This is a genomic window from Arthrobacter sp. KBS0702 (genome assembly GCF_005937985.2).
Lineage (GTDB): Bacteria > Actinomycetota > Actinomycetes > Actinomycetales > Micrococcaceae > Arthrobacter.
Genome location: NZ_CP042172.1, coordinates 1,188,751 through 1,203,068, shown reverse-complemented (window position 1 = coordinate 1,203,068; position 14,318 = coordinate 1,188,751). Strand labels below are relative to the sequence as shown.

Genomic DNA, 14,318 nt, shown 5'->3' with positions numbered 1-14,318 from the left:
GGACTCGTGATCCCTACGCGCGACGGCCACCCGGGCGCCGTTGCCCCGGATAATTGTGACCCTACTCACAACAGCCATTGGGTACAACCACCCTCGAAAAAATTGAGCATTCTGCCCCGCGTGGCACGTTTGGACCGTGCTAATCTTGCGCATTATGCAACCCTTGGATGGCACCGACACCCGCCTGCTTTCGGCCATGGCCCGGGACCCCCGGCGGACCGTCGTGGCGCTGGCCCAGAAGCTGGGCCTGTCGCGGAACACGGTGCAGGCCCGGATGGCCCAGCTGGAGAAGAAACACGTTTTCCTCTCCTTTGAGCGGCGGATCAATCCGGCCTCGCTGGGCTACCCCTTGATGGCGTTCATCTCCGTGCACGTCCAGCAGCAGAAGCTGGGCCAGCTGGCCGTGGATCTGGCCGGCATCCCGGAGATCCTGGAGGGGTACGGCCTCACCGGTTCGGCCGACCTGCTGCTGCGGGTGGTGGCGCTCGACGCCGAGGACCTGTTCCGGATCAACGGCAAGATCCTCTCCTGCGACGGCGTGGACCGGACCGACACCGCCCTGGCCATGAGCGAGCTCATTCCGTTCCGGATCCAGCCGCTGCTGGAGCGCGGCCCGGCCGAGTCCTGAGCCACCGCCGGAACCGATCGGCATCCGGCACATCCGGAACCGCCCGGCACACCGGCATTACGCGAGGAACCCCCGTGCGGCCGCACGGGGGTTCCTCGTTGCCAGCGCCGGCGGAACCGGCAGGGCGCTAGTGGTTCGTAGCCTTTTCGGCGCCCACCCCGGTCAGGGAGCGGACTTCCATCTCGGCCTGCTTCGTGGTGTCTTCGAGCTTCTTGTCCAGGATCGTGCCCAGCCAGCCCAGGAAGAACGCGAGCGGGATGGAGACGATGCCGGGGTTGCTCAGCGGGAAGACCGCGAAGTTGGCCCCCGGGATCATCGAGGTCTTGGCGCCGGAAACCACCGGGGAGAGCGCGATCAGGATGATGGCGGAGCCGAGGCCGCCGTACATGCTCCAGATAGCGCCCTGGGTGGTGAACCTCCGCCAGAACAGCGAGTACACGATCGTCGGCAGGTTGGCCGACGCCGCCACCGCGAAGGCCAGCGCCACCAGGAAGGCGACGTTCTGGCCGTTGGCGAAGATGCCGCCGACGATCGCCAGGATACCGATGACCACCACGGTCCTGCGGGCCACCTTGACCTCGGTATCGGCGTCGGCTTTACCCTTGGCGATGACGTTGGCGTAGATGTCGTGCGCAAAGGATGCCGCCGCCGTGATGGTGAGGCCGGCGACCACGGCGAGGATGGTCGCGAACGCCACCGCGGAAATGAAGCCGAGCAGCAGCGGGCCGCCGAGGTGGAAGGCCAGCAGCGGCGCGGCCGAGTTGACCCCACCCGGGGCGCCCTTGATGGTGTCGGCGCCGACCAGCGCCGCCGCACCGTACCCCAGGACCAGGGTGAACAGGTAGAAGATCCCGATCAGCCAGATGGACCACACCACGGACTTGCGGGCTTCCTTGGCGGTCGGAACCGTGTAGAAGCGCATCAGCACGTGCGGCAGGGCGGCGGTGCCCAGCACCAGCGCCAGGCCCAGGGACATGAAATCCAGCTTGGACGTGTCCGACTTGCCGTACTGCAGGCCCGGGTTGAGGACGGCCGGGTTCTTGGCCGTTTCCGCGGCGCCGCCGAGCAGGTCGGAGAGGTTGAAGCCGTAGATCGCGAGGACCCAGAAGGTCATCACGGCCGCGCCGGCGATCAGCAGCATGGCCTTGATGATCTGGACCCAGGTGGTGCCCTTCATGCCGCCGATCAGGACGTACATGATCATCAGGGCGCCGACGACGATGATCACCAGCGCCTGGCCGCCCCAGTCGCTGATGCCCAGCAGCAGCGAGATCAGGCTGCCGGCGCCGGCCATCTGGGCCAGGAGGTAGAAGAAGCAGACCGCCAGGGTGGAGATGGCGGCGGCGATGCGCACCGGGCGCTGCTTGAGCCGGAAGGACAGCACGTCGGCCATGGTGAACTTGCCCGTGTTGCGCAGCAGTTCGGCCACCAGCAGCAGCGCGACGAGCCAGGCGACGAGGAAGCCGATGGAGTACATAAAGCCGTCGTAGCCGTTGATGGCGATGGCTCCGGTGATGCCGAGGAAGGATGCGGCGGAAAGGTAGTCGCCGGCGATCGCGGTGCCGTTCTGCGAACCGGTGAACGAGCGGCCGGCGGCATAGTAATCGGCCGCCGTCTTGTTGTTGCGGCTGGCGCGGAACACGATCACCATGGTGACCGCGACGAAGAGGGCGAAGATGCCCATGTTCAGCAAGGTGGTGTCTTTGAGGGCGGCGACGTTGACCGCGGGGACCATTAGTGTCATTTTGCCGTTCCGCTCACTGGGTTGCCGTGCTTGTCGAACTCGTGGCCTTCGATCTCATGGCGGATCTCGGAGGCGATCGGGTCCAGTTTCCGGTTCGAGTAGCTGACGTACCAGCCGGTGATGGCGAACGTGGACACGAACTGCAGCAGGCCCAGGATCAGGCCGACGTTGATGTTGCCCCAGACCTTGGTGGACATAAAGCCCACCGCGTAGTCGGCCAGCAGGACGTAGGCGAAGTACCACAGCAGGAATGCGATGGCCATCGGGAAGACAAAGCTGCGGTGACGTTTGCGCAGTTCCTGGAACCGCTCCGTCGACTGGACTTCCTTGAAGTCCACGGGCGCCGCTGCGTCCGTATGTTGGGCGTCGTGACCCATCGTTCCTCCTCATTGAGACTGGCGAGCCACCGCCGGGTACCCCGGGCTCCGGAAAAGAGCCCTCCGGTGCTGCGTGACTGCAATCACTGTGCATCGTGACGCGCATTACATTCCAGCACCGCCGGGCTTCCCGTCGCTCAACGGCTGCGATGCTGCGCTCAACGGCGCGCTACGCTGGCAGCATGCCGGACTCTCCCCTGTTTACCGCCGCGGCGATCGCCGTGATCGCCCTGGCGATCGCCGTCGTCGTGGCCGTCGGACTCAAGGTCCTGCGCTCTTTCCGCGAACTGGGCACCGACGTCGAACGCGCCACCTACAAGACGCTGCACGCCGCCTCCCGGGCCGGGCAGTATCTGCGCACCGGCCTCAACCCGGCGGGCGCGGCGAAAGCGAGCCGGCAGTTGCGCAGCCTGCTTGGCTGCGACGCCCTGGCGATCACCGATACCGCGGGCGTGCTGGCCTGGGACGGTGCCGACGAGGCGCTCAAACCCGCCCTGATGGGACTGGCCGCCAAGGTGCTCGAGGGCGGCCACACCGCCGTGATTCCGGCCGGGGAACTGCAGCTGCTCACCGCAGGCGGGGCATCCCGGCCGCTGGCGGAGGGCGTGGAGCGCGCTGTCGTGATCGCCCCGATCAAGGCCGGCACCCGGGTGGTGGGCGTGGTGGCCGCCTTCGCCCCGGCCGCGGGCGCTGGGCTGGTCCGCGCCACCGGCGAAGTGGCCGACTGGGTGGCTACGCAGGTGGAGCTGGCCGAGCTGGACGCCTCCCGGACCCTGCTGATGGAGGCCGAGGTCCGTGCGCTCCGGGCCCAGATCAGCCCGCACTTCATCTACAACTCGCTGAACGCGATCGCCTCCTTCATCAACACCGATCCGGTGCGAGCCCGGGAACTGGTGGTGGAATTCGCCGACTTCACCCGCTATTCCTTCCGCCGCCACGGCGACTTCACCACCCTCGCGGAGGAACTGCGGTGCATCGACCGGTACCTGCTGCTGGAGCGGGCGCGCTTCGGCGAGCGGGTCCAGGTGAGCCTGCGGATCGCGCCCGAGGTGCTCAGCACCGTCATCCCCTTCCTGAGCCTGCAGCCGCTGGTCGAGAACGCGGTCCGGCATGGCCTGGAGGCCAAGGAGGGTCCGGGACACATCACCATCACGGCGAACGATTCGGGCGCCTTTGCCGAGGTGACCATCGAGGACGACGGCGTCGGAATGGATCCGGAGAAGCTGCGGGCCGTCCTCGCCGGGCATGGAGAGGGCGACCATGTGGGGCTGCGGAACGTCGACGCCCGGCTGCGTCAGGTCTACGGCGAGGACAACGGCCTGGTCATCGAGACGGCGCCGGGCGAAGGCACGCTGATCACCATGCGGGTGCCCAAGTCCCAGCCGCGGCATGACGCCTGAGCCAGGCACAACGCCCCGCCCCGCCGGCGCCGGTGGCGCTCGCCGCGGCGGTACCCTAGGACCATGATTAACGTCCTCGTCGCCGATGACGAGCTGCCCGCCGTCGAGGAGCTGGCTTTCCTGCTGGGCCGGGACGACCGGATCGGCGCCATCCACCGCGCCTCCTCCGGCGCCGAGGCGCTGCGCGCCTTGGAGGCGGAGGACGTCGATGCCGTCTTCCTGGACATCCACATGCCGGCCCTCTCCGGTCTCGACATCGCTCGGGTGATCTCCCGCAGCAGCCGGCCGCCCGCCGTCGTCTTTGTGACCGCGGACGAGGACTGCGCCCTGGAGGCGTTCGAACTGGCCGCCGTGGACTATCTGCTCAAGCCGGTTCGCGCCGAGCGGCTGGCCAGGTCGATCGGCCGGATCAGCGAGCTGATCCGCGACGGCGCCCCGCCGCCGGAGATGATCACCGTGGACCTCGGCGGTACCACCAAGATGATCCGGCGCGACGACGTCACCTATGTCCAGGCGCAGGGCGACTACGCCCGGCTGCACACCGCCGATGCGAGCTACCTGATCCGCGTGCCGCTGGCGGACCTCGAACAGCAGTGGGCCGATGCCGGCTTCCTGCGCATCCACCGTTCCTACCTGATCGCCCTGAGCCACCTCAGCCACATGAAGCTCGCCGCGGCGCGTCCGAGCGTGACCGTGGCCGGGGCCGAGCTGCCGATCAGCCGCCGGCACCTGCCGTCCGTCCGGGAGAAGCTCGAGGCGACCCGGATCCGGCCGCAGGCATGACCCGGGTCCGGGTCACCGCGCCTCGCAGCTTTGAGGCAGCCGGCAGCGCCGCCGCCGGCCGCTCGGCCATCGACGCGCGTGAGGCCGCCGAGGAGTCCGACGCCGGACAGGTGTTCGTCCGCTCGCTGATCCGTTCCCAGCTGCGGCTCGGCATCGTGGTGGCGGCGGGGTTCCTGCTGATCCTGTTGTCCTTCGCCCTGATGCTGGGTCTGGTGCCGGGCCTGGCTGAGCTGCGGATCGCCGGGCTGCCCTTCGACTGGGTCCTGCTGGGCGCCGGCATCTACCCGGTGATCGGGCTCAGCGCCTGGCTCTACGTCCGCACCGCGGCGCGGAATGAATCCCGTTACCGCGATCTCGCCGGGGACAAGTGAGGCGCCGGTGAACCCGGTCGTCGGCATTGCAGCCTTCGCGGCCGTTTCCTTGGCCACCGCCGTGATCGGCTTCTACGGCCTGCGGATCTCACGCACCACCGGGGACTTCTACGTCGCTTCCCGCACGGTGCGGCCCTGGTGGAACGCCTCGGCGATCGGCGGCGAGTACCTCTCCGCGGCCAGTTTCCTCGGCGTCGCCGGCCTGATCCTGCTCTCCGGCACCGACGCGCTGTGGTACCCGGTGGGCTACACCGCCGGGTACCTGATGCTCCTGCTGTTCGTGGCCGCGCCGCTTCGGCGCTCCGGCGCCTACACGATTCCCGACTTCACCGAGGCCCGGCTGGATTCCCGGGCCGTCCGGAGGGTGACCAGCTTCGTGGTGGTGGTCGTCGGGTGGCTCTACATCGTCCCGCAGTTGCACGGGGCGGCGCTGGCCATCCGGATCACTACGGGGCTGCCGGCCTGGGTGGGGCAAGTGGCCGTGGTCGCCGTCGTCTGCGTGACCGTGGTGTCCGGCGGGATGCGCTCCATTACCTTCGTCCAGGCGTTCCAGTACTGGCTGAAGCTGACCGCGCTGGCGGTGCCGGTGCTGTTTATCCTGTTCGTCCTGGCCGGGAACGGCTCGCAGGCGGTCGCCGAATCGAACGTGAACCCGACGGCACTGGCCCCCGCGGGCCCGTACCAGAACATCTCGCTGCTGGTGGCGCTGCTGTTCGGGACCCTCGGCCTGCCGCACGTGCTGGTGCGCTTCTACACCAACCCTGACGGGCAGTCGGCGCGCCGGACCACTCTGATCGTGCTGGGCCTGCTCTCGGTCTTCTACCTGTTCCCGACGGCGTACGGGCTGATGGGCCGGATGTTCGCCCCGGGCCTGGCGCAGAGCGGGCAGGCGGATGCCCTGGTCCTGCTGCTGCCGGGGCGGCTGGTCGGCGGCGCGGCCGGGGACCTGCTCTCCGCGCTGGTGGTGGCCGGGGCGTTCGCGGCCTTCCTCTCGACCACCTCGGGCCTGGTGGTCTCGCTGGCGGGCGTCATCAGCCAGGACATCCTGGGCGGCAGCGTGCGCGGGTTCCGGCTCGCCGCGCTGCTCTCGGCGGTGGTGCCGTTGGGGATTGCGGCCATGACGGATTCCACGGCGCTGGCCGGCAGCGTGGGCCTGGTCTTTGCGTTCACGGCCTCGACCATCTGTCCGGTGCTGTTGCTGGGCATCTGGTGGCGGGGACTGACCGACACCGGCGCGATCGCCGGGATGCTGACCGGGGCCGTGTTGTGCGGCGGGGCCATGCTGGCCGGCGCCGTGCTGGGCCCCGCTGGAACACCACCATGGCTCGCGCAACCGGCCGCCTGGACGGTTCCTGCGGCCTTCGCGGTGATGGTTCTGGTGTCCCGGGCAACCCGTGGCCGGGTTCCGCGGACCATCACGCGGCTGATGACCCGGCTGCACACTCCGGAACGGCCGCTGGCGACCGAGCGGTAAAGCGTTGGACGGTGAGGCGTTGGAGGTACCGCGTCAGTCGATGGCGGCCATGAGTTCGACGACGCGGTCCAGGAAGGCGTCGACTTGGCTTTCCTCGTAGCCTTCGCGCCCGACGGCGGGCCGGAAGGTGGCGCGGCGGACGTTGTCCACGCTGAGCGGCTGGTCCTCTTCGAGGTAGCCGATCAGCTCGTGGCAAAGGTCGTCGACGTCGGTCGTGTTGTAGCTGCGCACCTTGCCCTTGGCGGGGCGCCGGAAGCGCTGCCCGTCCGGGCGGTGCAGGCGGCCGCGGAGCAGGCCGGCGAGGCGGCCGATGTCGCGCAGCCAGGCGTCTTCGCCGCGCTCAGCGATGAGTTCGTCGCGTTCCCGGCGGGCCAGGGCGTCCTCCAGGCGGTCCAAGGCCGCGTCCACGCCGGACGCCGCGTAGCCGCCCTTGACCGGGTCGAAGGACACCGCCCGGACGTCAGCGCTCTTGATCGCCCGTGACGCGGCGTGCGGTGTTTCAAACGATACCCGTGCGCGCTGCAGGAACTGGTCCACCTGCTTGGCGTTGTAGCCGTACTGGTTCCGCTGCACGCGGTCAAAGGAGGCAGGGATCTGCCGGTGAATGTCCACTGTAACTATGTTTCCTTCGAGGCCGTTCGGCTCTGGTAGCGCCAACTTCGGGGTGTTTGCCCGGCACTATTCTAGGTGCCGGGCGGGGGCGGGTGCTCCCCTAGCCGCCGGCGGCGGCGAAGATCATAAACGCCACCGGAGAGGCGAAGACAATCGAGTCGAGTCTGTCCATCACTCCCCCGTGGCCGGGCAGGCTGTTGCCCATGTCCTTGATGCCGAGCTCGCGCTTGACCATGGACTCGGCCAGGTCGCCGGCCGTGGCCGCGGCCACCAGTCCCACGGCTAGGGCCGCCCCGAACCACCACGGCTCGCCGAGGAAGAAGATGCTGGCCAGGACGCCGACCATCACGGCGCCGGCAACGGACCCGCCAAAGCCCTCCCAGGACTTCTTCGGACTGATCTTCGGCGCCATCGGGTGCTTGCCCAGCGAGGCGCCCACGAGGTAGCCGAAGGTGTCGTTGGAGACCACCAGTAGGAGCAGGGTGCCGATCTGCCAGGCCCCTACGGGTATGACCCCGCCGGGCCACGGCCCGATCGGAGCCGCCCCGCCGGTGGCATGCAGCGGCAGCACGGCGAAGCTGATCAGGAACGGCACCCACGCCAGCGTGAACACGCCGGCGAAGATGCTGCGCGCGGAACCGGCCGCCCCCTCCAGGGAGCGCCACAAGAGGACCGCGACGCTGCTGAGCAGCAGCGCGAAGAGGAGGCTTTCGGTGCCACCGAAGTAGGCCGCGAGCGGCATCGCCACGGTGCCCGTCATGGCCGGGATGATCGGCAGGCGCGTGCCGGAGGCTTCCAGCGCCCGGAACACCTCCCAGACGCCGAAGATGGCGAAGGTCGTGACGATCAACACAAAGGCCAGGGGCAGGAACAGCAGGCCGCCGAGCACGGCGAAGAGCATGGCAAGGCCCACCGCCGTCGCGGCAGGAAGGTTCCTGCCGGCTTTGGGCGTCGGGTTCTTCCGCTCTCTCCCCCGCGCCCGGACGCGCGGTCCGGACGCCTGCTGTTCGTCCCCCATTAGACCTCGAGCAGCTCGGCTTCCTTGCGCTTGAGCAGCTCGTCGATGCCGTCGACGTGGGCCTTCGTCAGGGCGTCGAGTTCCTTCTCGCCGCGGGTGCCCTCGTCCTCGCCTGCTTCGCCGTCCTTGACCAGCTTGTCCAGGGTCTCCTTGGCCTTGCGGCGGATGTTGCGGATGGACACTTTGGCGTCCTCGCCCTTGGACTTGACGATCTTGACGTATTCCTTGCGGCGTTCCTTGGTCAGCTCCGGGATGGTGATCCGGATGACGTTGCCGTCGTTGGAGGGGTTGGCGCCGACCTCGGAGTCGCTGAGCGCGCGTTCGATGTCCCGCAGGGCGGTCTTGTCGAACGGCGTGATGAGGATGGTGCGCGCATCCGGGACGGCGAAGGAGGCCAGCTGCTGCAGCGGCGTCGGTGAACCGTAGTAGTCCACCAGGACTTTGTTGTAGAGGCCCGGCGTCGCGCGGCCCGTGCGGATCGAGGCGAAGTCTTCCTTGGCTACCTCAACCGCCTTGTCCATCTTGTCCCCGGCTTCGAGCAAGGTTTCTTCGATCACGTTCTCTCCTCAGAAATTGGTGCGCGCCCCAGTGCCCGGGGAGCTGAACTGTCCTAAAAACATCCTAGCCGCAGCTAGGGGGTGACGACGGTGCCCAGGTCCTCGCCCCGGATGGCCCGGGTGACGTTGCCTTCACCCTCCATGCCGAACACCACCATGGTCAGGTTGTTGTCCTTGCACATCGTCATTGCGGTCTGGTCCATGACCCGGATGTCGCGCCGCAGGGCCTCGTCGTAGCTGAGGCGGTGCAGCTTCTCCGCGGCGGGGTCCTTCTTCGGGTCGGCCGTGTAGACGCCGTCGACCCCGCTCTTGGCCATCAGGACGACGTCGGCGTGCACCTCCATGGCACGCTGCGCCGCGACGGTGTCGGTGGAGAAGTACGGCAGTCCGGCGCCGGCGCCGAAGATCACGACGCGGCCCTTTTCCATGTGGCGGATGGCGCGGCGCGGAATGTACGCCTCGGCCACCTGGCCCATGGTGATGGCGCTCTGCACGCGGGTCTCCACGCCGGCCTGTTCCAGGAAGTCCTGGAGGGCGAGGCAGTTCATCACGGTGCCGAGCATCCCCATGTAGTCGGCGCGGGAGCGGTCCATGCCGCTCTGCGACAGTTCGGCGCCGCGGAAGAAGTTCCCGCCGCCGACGACAATGGCCACCTCGACGTCCGGGACGGCCGCCGCGATCTGCTTTGCTACCCCGCGGACGGTGTCCGGGTCAACGCCCAGTTTGCCGCCGCCGAAGACCTCGCCGGAAAGCTTCAAGAGTACGCGGCGCCTGGTCTTCTTTGGCTGGGCAGAATTGTTGACGGTATCCATGGTGCCTTCCCGTTGGTGAGCTCTGAAAAAGGGTATCGTGCCGTGGACCAAAGGCAGCATTCGGCCTGGGTGGCCCGCGTTTTGCGGGTGCATGCAAAAGGGGCGGCCACCGCAGTGACCACCCCCTCAGCGGAACTTAGTTAGGAACCAACGCGGAAACGCGTGAATGCGGTTGCCTTGACGCCGGCCTCTTCGAGGACCTGCGCGACGGACTTCTTGGCATCCTTGGCGAACGCCTGGTCAACGAGGACCTCGCCCTTGTAGAAGCCGGTAACGCGGCCTTCCACAATCTTGGTCATCGCTGCTTCGGGCTTGCCCTCGGCCTTGGCGGTTTCCTCGGCAATGCGGCGCTCGGACTCGACCAGCTCGGACGGAACGTCCTCGCGGGTCAGGTAGTTCGGGGACATCGCGGCGATGTGCACGGCGACGTCGTGGGCGGCGGTTGAAGCAGCTTCACCTTCGCCGTCGACAGCGAACAGCACGCCGACCTGGGCCGGGAGGTCCTTGGAGGTCTTGTGCAGGTACGCGTCGACCGTGGGGGCCTCGATGCGGGCGATGCGGCGGACGACAACCTTCTCGCCCAGCACTGCGCCTTCCTCGATGACAACCTCGGAGAGCGGCTTGCCGTCTACCTCGGTGGCCAGCAGGGTGTCGAGGTCGGCAGCGCCGGACTCGACAGCAACAGCGAGCACCTTGTCGGCGAGCTGGATGAACTTGTCAGCCTTGGCGACGAAGTCGGTCTCGCAGTTGACCTCGATCATCACGCCGACGCCGCCGTCGACCTTGGCAGCAACCAGGCCTTCTGCGGTGGAGCGGCCTTCGCGCTTGGTAGCGCCCTTGAGGCCCTTGATGCGGATGATTTCGATGGCCTTCTCGGCGTCACCGTTGGCTTCGTCAAGAGCCTTCTTGACATCCATCATGCCGGCGCCGGTGCGCTCGCGCAGAGCCTTGATATCAGCGGCAGTGTAGTTCGCCATGTGAACCCCTCTGTCTAGAAATTTGTGTGGTGTACGGACTGACAGGACGGCCGCTCACCTTCGGTGAGCCGCCATCCTGTCAGTACCCCGTCCGCTGCAGGCAACGGTTGGGGAGATCCAGATTTATTTGTCTGACTACTTGGCTTCGTCGGCGGCCGGAGCAGCCTCGGCAGCGTCAGCGGCCGGAGCCTCTTCAGCGGCGGGAGCCTTGGCGGCCTCCGGAGCAGCAGCTTCAGCGGCGGCCGGAGCGGCGGCCTCTTCGGCCTTGCTGCCTTCGAGGAGCTCGCGCTCCCACTCGGCCAGCGGCTCTTCCGGAGCTTCCGTGGTGCCGGTGGCGCGCTGGTTGCGGGCGATGAGGCCCTCAGCAACGGCGTCGGCGACAACGCGGGTCAGCAGGTTGACGGAGCGGATGGCGTCGTCGTTGCCCGGGATCGGGAAGTCGACTTCGTCCGGATCGCAGTTGGTGTCCAGGATGGCAACAACCGGGATGTTCAGCTTCTTGGCCTCGTCAACGGCGAGGTGTTCCTTCTTGGTGTCGACAACCCAGAGGAGCGAAGGCGCCTTGGTCAGGTTGCGGATACCGCCGAGGTTGGTCTCCAGCTTGGTCAGCTCACGGCGAAGGAGCAGCAGTTCCTTCTTGGTGTACGCGGAACCGGCGACGTCGTCGAAGTCGATCTCTTCGAGTTCCTTCATGCGCTGGATGCGCTTGGAGACCGTCTGGAAGTTGGTCAGCATACCGCCGAGCCAACGCTGGTTGACGTAGGGCTGGCCGACGCGGGTTGCCTGCTCGGCAATGGCTTCCTGTGCCTGCTTCTTGGTGCCGACGAAGAGGACGGTGCCGCCGTGCGCAACGGTAGCCTTCACGAACTCGTAGGCACGGTCGATGTAGGACAGCGACTGCTGCAGGTCAATGATGTAGATGCCGTTGCGCTCCGTGAAGATGAAACGCTTCATCTTCGGGTTCCAACGACGGGTCTGGTGTCCAAAGTGGACGCCGCTGTCAAGCAGCTGGCGCATAGTTACGACGGGCATGCCGACGCTCCTTCCGGCAGGTCATTCATGAGAGGGCCCAAAGGCTCTCTTACCCTGCCAATAGTTGACGGTTATTTAGCAACACCCGGTCGGGTGTTCCTCCTGGCATCCACCGCACCCCTCATCCGGACCCTGGGGGCCGGACCGTAAGAGGCGCAGTCCTCCGCACCCGGAAGCCGGGCTTCGGACAGGGAGGGCTGGATACGCGTAGTCAGCCACTGCTCCCGCACTCCTGAATGAGACGTGCTGCTTCTGCCCGCGTAAGCGGACGGGGCATGAGGGCACAGCAAACTGCTCCACCAAGTGTACTACAGCGGACCCGCCCGGAAGGACGGATTCCGGGCGGCCCCGGGGCCCGGAATCCACGGCGGAAATCCACATAGGCCGACCGGGATCTACTCCGTCACGGCCGGCCGGCCGAAGCTGGCGGCATGAGGGTTTCGATCGTCCCGGCAGCGCTGCTGCTTATGCTGGTCCCGGCGCAGGCGGTGGCGCCCGAATTCCCGGCCGGAGGCTGGAGCTGGCCGCTCTCCCCCAGGCCGGCCGTGCTCCGCTCCTTCGAGCCGCCGGACCGCCCGTGGCTCAGCGGCCACCGCGGCGTGGACCTGCGGGCGGCGTACGACGGCGCCCCGGTCACCGCTCCGGCGCCGGGCCGCGTCAGTTTCGTGGGCGTTGTGGTGGACCGCCCGGTGCTCACTATCGACCACGGCAACGGCCTGCGGAGCAGTTTCGAACCCGTGGAAAGCACCCTCCGGCCCGGCGACGCCGTGGCCGAGGGTGCGGTGTTGGGACGGGCGCTGCCCGGCCACTGCGGCGGAACACCGTGCATCCACTGGGGCGTCCGGGAGGCTGATGCGTACCTCAATCCGCTGGCCTTCGTGATGGACCTGCGGCCCTCCATCCTGCTTCCGCCCGTGGACCCCGGCTCGGGGCTGGGCGGCTCCGGATGAAGGTCCGCAAGGGTGTTGCGCGGAACGGCCGGCGTGGTCCGCCCGCCGCCGGCAGCTTAGACCATTGCCGCCTAGACGATGGCCGAGATACCGGTGATGGCCCGGCCGGTGACGAGGGTGTTGATCTCGTGCGTGCCTTCGTAGGAGTAGATCGCTTCGGCGTCGGAGAAGATCTTGGCCATCTCGTAGTCGGTGACGATGCCGTTGCCGCCGAGGAGGCTGCGGCCGATGGCGACGCTTTCGCGCATCCGCGCCGTGGTGAACGCCTTGGCCAGGGCGGACTGCTCGTCCTTGGCCTCGCCGGCGTCCTCGAGCTGGGAGAGGCGGACCATCATGCCCATCGAGCTGACGGCGTTGCCGAGCATTTGGACGAGCTGGTGCTGGACCAGCTGGAAGGAGGCGATCGGGCGGCCGAACTGGCTTCGTTCGACGGCGTAGCGGCGGGCGACGTCGAACGCGGCGAGCTGCTGGCCCACGGCCTGCCAGGCGACGGCCAGGCGGGTGACCTTCAGGACCTTGTTGGTGTCGCGGAAGCTGTTGGCGTTGGCCAGCTTGAAGAAGTCCGGCACCACGACGTTTTCCAGGGTGATGTCGGCGTTCTGGACCGTGCGCAGCGAGATCTTGTTTTCAATCTTGGTGGCGCTGTAGCCCTCGGTCTTGGTGTCCACGAGGAAGCCCTTGACCTGGTTGTCGGCAAGGTCTCGGGCGTAGATGACCACCCAGTCGGAGAAGGTGGCGTTGCCGATCCAGCGCTTGGCGCCGTTGAGGATCCAGCTGTCACCCTCGCGCCGGGCCGTGGTGCGGGTGCCGCCGGCGACGTCGGAGCCGCCGAGGGGTTCGGTCAGTCCGAAGGCTCCGATCTTCTTCAGCGAGTAGATGTCCGGCAGCCAGGCCTCCTGCTGCTCCTGCGAGGCGAGCGCCTCGATCGAACCGGTGAAGAGCCCGTCGTGCACACCCATGAAGGTGGCGATGGAGGTGTCGGCGCGGGTTGCTTCCGCGTGCAGGATCCCGGCGAAAAGGTTGGAGTAGCCCTGGCGCTTGACCGGGCTGACCAGGTCGATTTCCGCAAGCTTGGGAATCAGTTCCATTGGGAACTCGGCGCGGTTCCAGCAGTCCACGGCGATCGGCTTGACCTCACGGGCCAGGAATTCGCGGACCTCCGCCAGCCGGTCCTGCTCCTTGCCGCTGAGCAGCTGCTCGAACGCGAAGAAGTCGCCGTCCGCGTAGGGCAGGTTGTTGATGTCGATTGCAGCTTTGGACATGTCGTTCCTTCACTCGTGATCAGCAGCGATCAAAAGGGCGCGGGCAGCACGCCGCAGGTATGTTACTCGTGAGTAACTTACCGCAGTGTTCGGCCGGGTGGCAAGTGAAAGAGTGATGAGCCAGAGGCCAGAAGGGCCGCACTTCCACCGGAGTAGGTGAGGGCAGAATCTGCACCTCGCCTTGCAGCACCATTGTGACGCTGGTTGGGCGGGAGTACGCTGATGCTCCATTCAGCATCACGAACGGATACTGCGGCCGTATCAAGGTTCCGCGCCCGCTCGTTCAAGACTCTCGTCTGAGAGCAACAAACACCTGTGAGG

The 14,318-nt window shown here is 67.4% G+C and carries 15 protein-coding genes; 6 read left to right on the top strand and 9 right to left on the bottom strand.

All coding sequences use genetic code 11. From position 1 onward, the window contains the following. Positions 1–154: 154 nt before the first annotated feature. On the top strand, positions 155–628 hold the full coding sequence (locus FFF93_RS05475; RefSeq protein WP_138769822.1) for an Lrp/AsnC family transcriptional regulator: 474 nt from the start codon (positions 155–157) through the stop codon (positions 626–628). Positions 629–755: 127 nt separating this feature from the next. Here the strand turns inward: FFF93_RS05475 and FFF93_RS05470 are convergent, their stop codons facing one another. Together FFF93_RS05470 and FFF93_RS05465 are read right to left on the bottom strand one after the other, a co-directional pair. Further along, positions 756–2,372, bottom strand: coding sequence for a cation acetate symporter (locus tag FFF93_RS05470; RefSeq protein WP_138769823.1), 1,617 nt, complete (start codon positions 2,370–2,372; stop codon positions 756–758). Next, on the bottom strand, positions 2,369–2,749 hold the full coding sequence (locus FFF93_RS05465) for a DUF485 domain-containing protein (protein ID WP_138769824.1): 381 nt from the start codon (positions 2,747–2,749) through the stop codon (positions 2,369–2,371). Before FFF93_RS05465 ends, FFF93_RS05470 begins: the two co-directional genes overlap by 4 nt. Positions 2,750–2,931: 182 nt before the next feature. Here FFF93_RS05465 and FFF93_RS05460 point away from each other — a divergent pair, with 182 nt between their 5' ends. From FFF93_RS05460 to FFF93_RS05445, 4 genes are all read left to right on the top strand, one after another. Then, on the top strand, positions 2,932–4,149 hold the full coding sequence (locus FFF93_RS05460) for a sensor histidine kinase (protein WP_138769825.1): 1,218 nt from the start codon (positions 2,932–2,934) through the stop codon (positions 4,147–4,149). 63 nt (positions 4,150–4,212) lie between these two features. Then, complete coding sequence (locus tag FFF93_RS05455; protein ID WP_138769826.1) at positions 4,213–4,932, top strand: LytTR family DNA-binding domain-containing protein; 720 nt, start codon at positions 4,213–4,215, stop codon at positions 4,930–4,932. Beyond that, positions 4,929–5,303, top strand: coding sequence for a hypothetical protein (locus FFF93_RS05450; protein WP_138769827.1), 375 nt, complete (start codon positions 4,929–4,931; stop codon positions 5,301–5,303). Before FFF93_RS05455 ends, FFF93_RS05450 begins: the two co-directional genes overlap by 4 nt. 7 nt (positions 5,304–5,310) lie before the next feature. After that, positions 5,311–6,777: a cation acetate symporter gene (locus FFF93_RS05445; RefSeq protein ID WP_138770519.1), complete on the top strand. Its 1,467-nt coding sequence runs from the start codon at positions 5,311–5,313 to the stop codon at positions 6,775–6,777. A 33-nt stretch (positions 6,778–6,810) separates the two neighbouring features. Here the strand turns inward: FFF93_RS05445 and FFF93_RS05440 are convergent, their stop codons facing one another. The 6 genes from FFF93_RS05440 to rpsB form a co-directional block, all read right to left on the bottom strand. Further along, positions 6,811–7,389: a DivIVA domain-containing protein gene (locus FFF93_RS05440; RefSeq protein WP_138769828.1), complete on the bottom strand. Its 579-nt coding sequence runs from the start codon at positions 7,387–7,389 to the stop codon at positions 6,811–6,813. A gap of 100 nt (positions 7,390–7,489) precedes the next feature. After that, positions 7,490–8,407 (bottom strand): phosphatidate cytidylyltransferase, encoded by a 918-nt coding sequence (locus tag FFF93_RS05435; RefSeq protein WP_138769829.1) that lies wholly within the window; start codon positions 8,405–8,407, stop codon positions 7,490–7,492. Continuing rightward, positions 8,407–8,964 carry a ribosome recycling factor gene (frr, locus tag FFF93_RS05430; protein ID WP_138769830.1) on the bottom strand — a complete coding sequence of 186 codons (558 nt, stop codon included), beginning with the start codon at positions 8,962–8,964 and terminating at the stop codon, positions 8,407–8,409. The genes FFF93_RS05435 and frr overlap by 1 nt, the downstream gene beginning before the upstream one ends. 74 nt (positions 8,965–9,038) lie before the next feature. Then, a complete protein-coding gene (gene pyrH, locus FFF93_RS05425) occupies positions 9,039–9,776 on the bottom strand; it encodes a UMP kinase (protein WP_138769831.1) in 738 nt (245 codons plus the stop codon). Between the two features lie 140 nt (positions 9,777–9,916). Further along, positions 9,917–10,753: a translation elongation factor Ts gene (tsf, locus tag FFF93_RS05420; protein WP_138769832.1), complete on the bottom strand. Its 837-nt coding sequence runs from the start codon at positions 10,751–10,753 to the stop codon at positions 9,917–9,919. 135 nt (positions 10,754–10,888) lie between these two features. After that, positions 10,889–11,785 (bottom strand): 30S ribosomal protein S2, encoded by an 897-nt coding sequence (rpsB, locus tag FFF93_RS05415; protein ID WP_138769833.1) that lies wholly within the window; start codon positions 11,783–11,785, stop codon positions 10,889–10,891. Between the two features lie 431 nt (positions 11,786–12,216). Between rpsB and FFF93_RS05410 the strand changes: the two genes are divergently transcribed. After that, entirely contained in the window at positions 12,217–12,735 is a 519-nt protein-coding gene (locus FFF93_RS05410; protein ID WP_138769834.1) for a murein hydrolase activator EnvC, read from the top strand. A 71-nt stretch (positions 12,736–12,806) separates the two neighbouring features. On the opposite strand, the gene FFF93_RS05405 is transcribed toward FFF93_RS05410, so the two are convergent. Further along, positions 12,807–13,997 (bottom strand): acyl-CoA dehydrogenase family protein, encoded by a 1,191-nt coding sequence (locus FFF93_RS05405; protein WP_138769835.1) that lies wholly within the window; start codon positions 13,995–13,997, stop codon positions 12,807–12,809. Positions 13,998–14,318 lie beyond the last annotated feature (321 nt).

Excerpts from the sequence above, each read along its gene's own strand:
- rpsB (WP_138769833.1), bottom strand. The coding sequence starts at position 11,785 with ATGCCCGTCGTAACTATGCGCCAGCTGCTTGACAGCGGCGTCCACTTT.
- FFF93_RS05460 (WP_138769825.1), top strand. The coding sequence starts at position 2,932 with ATGCCGGACTCTCCCCTGTTTACCGCCGCGGCGATCGCCGTGATCGCC.
- tsf (WP_138769832.1), bottom strand. The coding sequence starts at position 10,753 with ATGGCGAACTACACTGCCGCTGATATCAAGGCTCTGCGCGAGCGCACC.
- pyrH (WP_138769831.1), bottom strand. The coding sequence starts at position 9,776 with ATGGATACCGTCAACAATTCTGCCCAGCCAAAGAAGACCAGGCGCCGC.
- FFF93_RS05455 (WP_138769826.1), top strand. The coding sequence starts at position 4,213 with ATGATTAACGTCCTCGTCGCCGATGACGAGCTGCCCGCCGTCGAGGAG.
- FFF93_RS05470 (WP_138769823.1), bottom strand. The coding sequence starts at position 2,372 with ATGACACTAATGGTCCCCGCGGTCAACGTCGCCGCCCTCAAAGACACC.
- FFF93_RS05405 (WP_138769835.1), bottom strand. The coding sequence starts at position 13,997 with ATGTCCAAAGCTGCAATCGACATCAACAACCTGCCCTACGCGGACGGC.
- FFF93_RS05410 (WP_138769834.1), top strand. The coding sequence starts at position 12,217 with ATGAGGGTTTCGATCGTCCCGGCAGCGCTGCTGCTTATGCTGGTCCCG.
- FFF93_RS05435 (WP_138769829.1), bottom strand. The coding sequence starts at position 8,407 with ATGGGGGACGAACAGCAGGCGTCCGGACCGCGCGTCCGGGCGCGGGGG.
- FFF93_RS05465 (WP_138769824.1), bottom strand. The coding sequence starts at position 2,749 with ATGGGTCACGACGCCCAACATACGGACGCAGCGGCGCCCGTGGACTTC.
- FFF93_RS05450 (WP_138769827.1), top strand. The coding sequence starts at position 4,929 with ATGACCCGGGTCCGGGTCACCGCGCCTCGCAGCTTTGAGGCAGCCGGC.
- FFF93_RS05475 (WP_138769822.1), top strand. The coding sequence starts at position 155 with ATGCAACCCTTGGATGGCACCGACACCCGCCTGCTTTCGGCCATGGCC.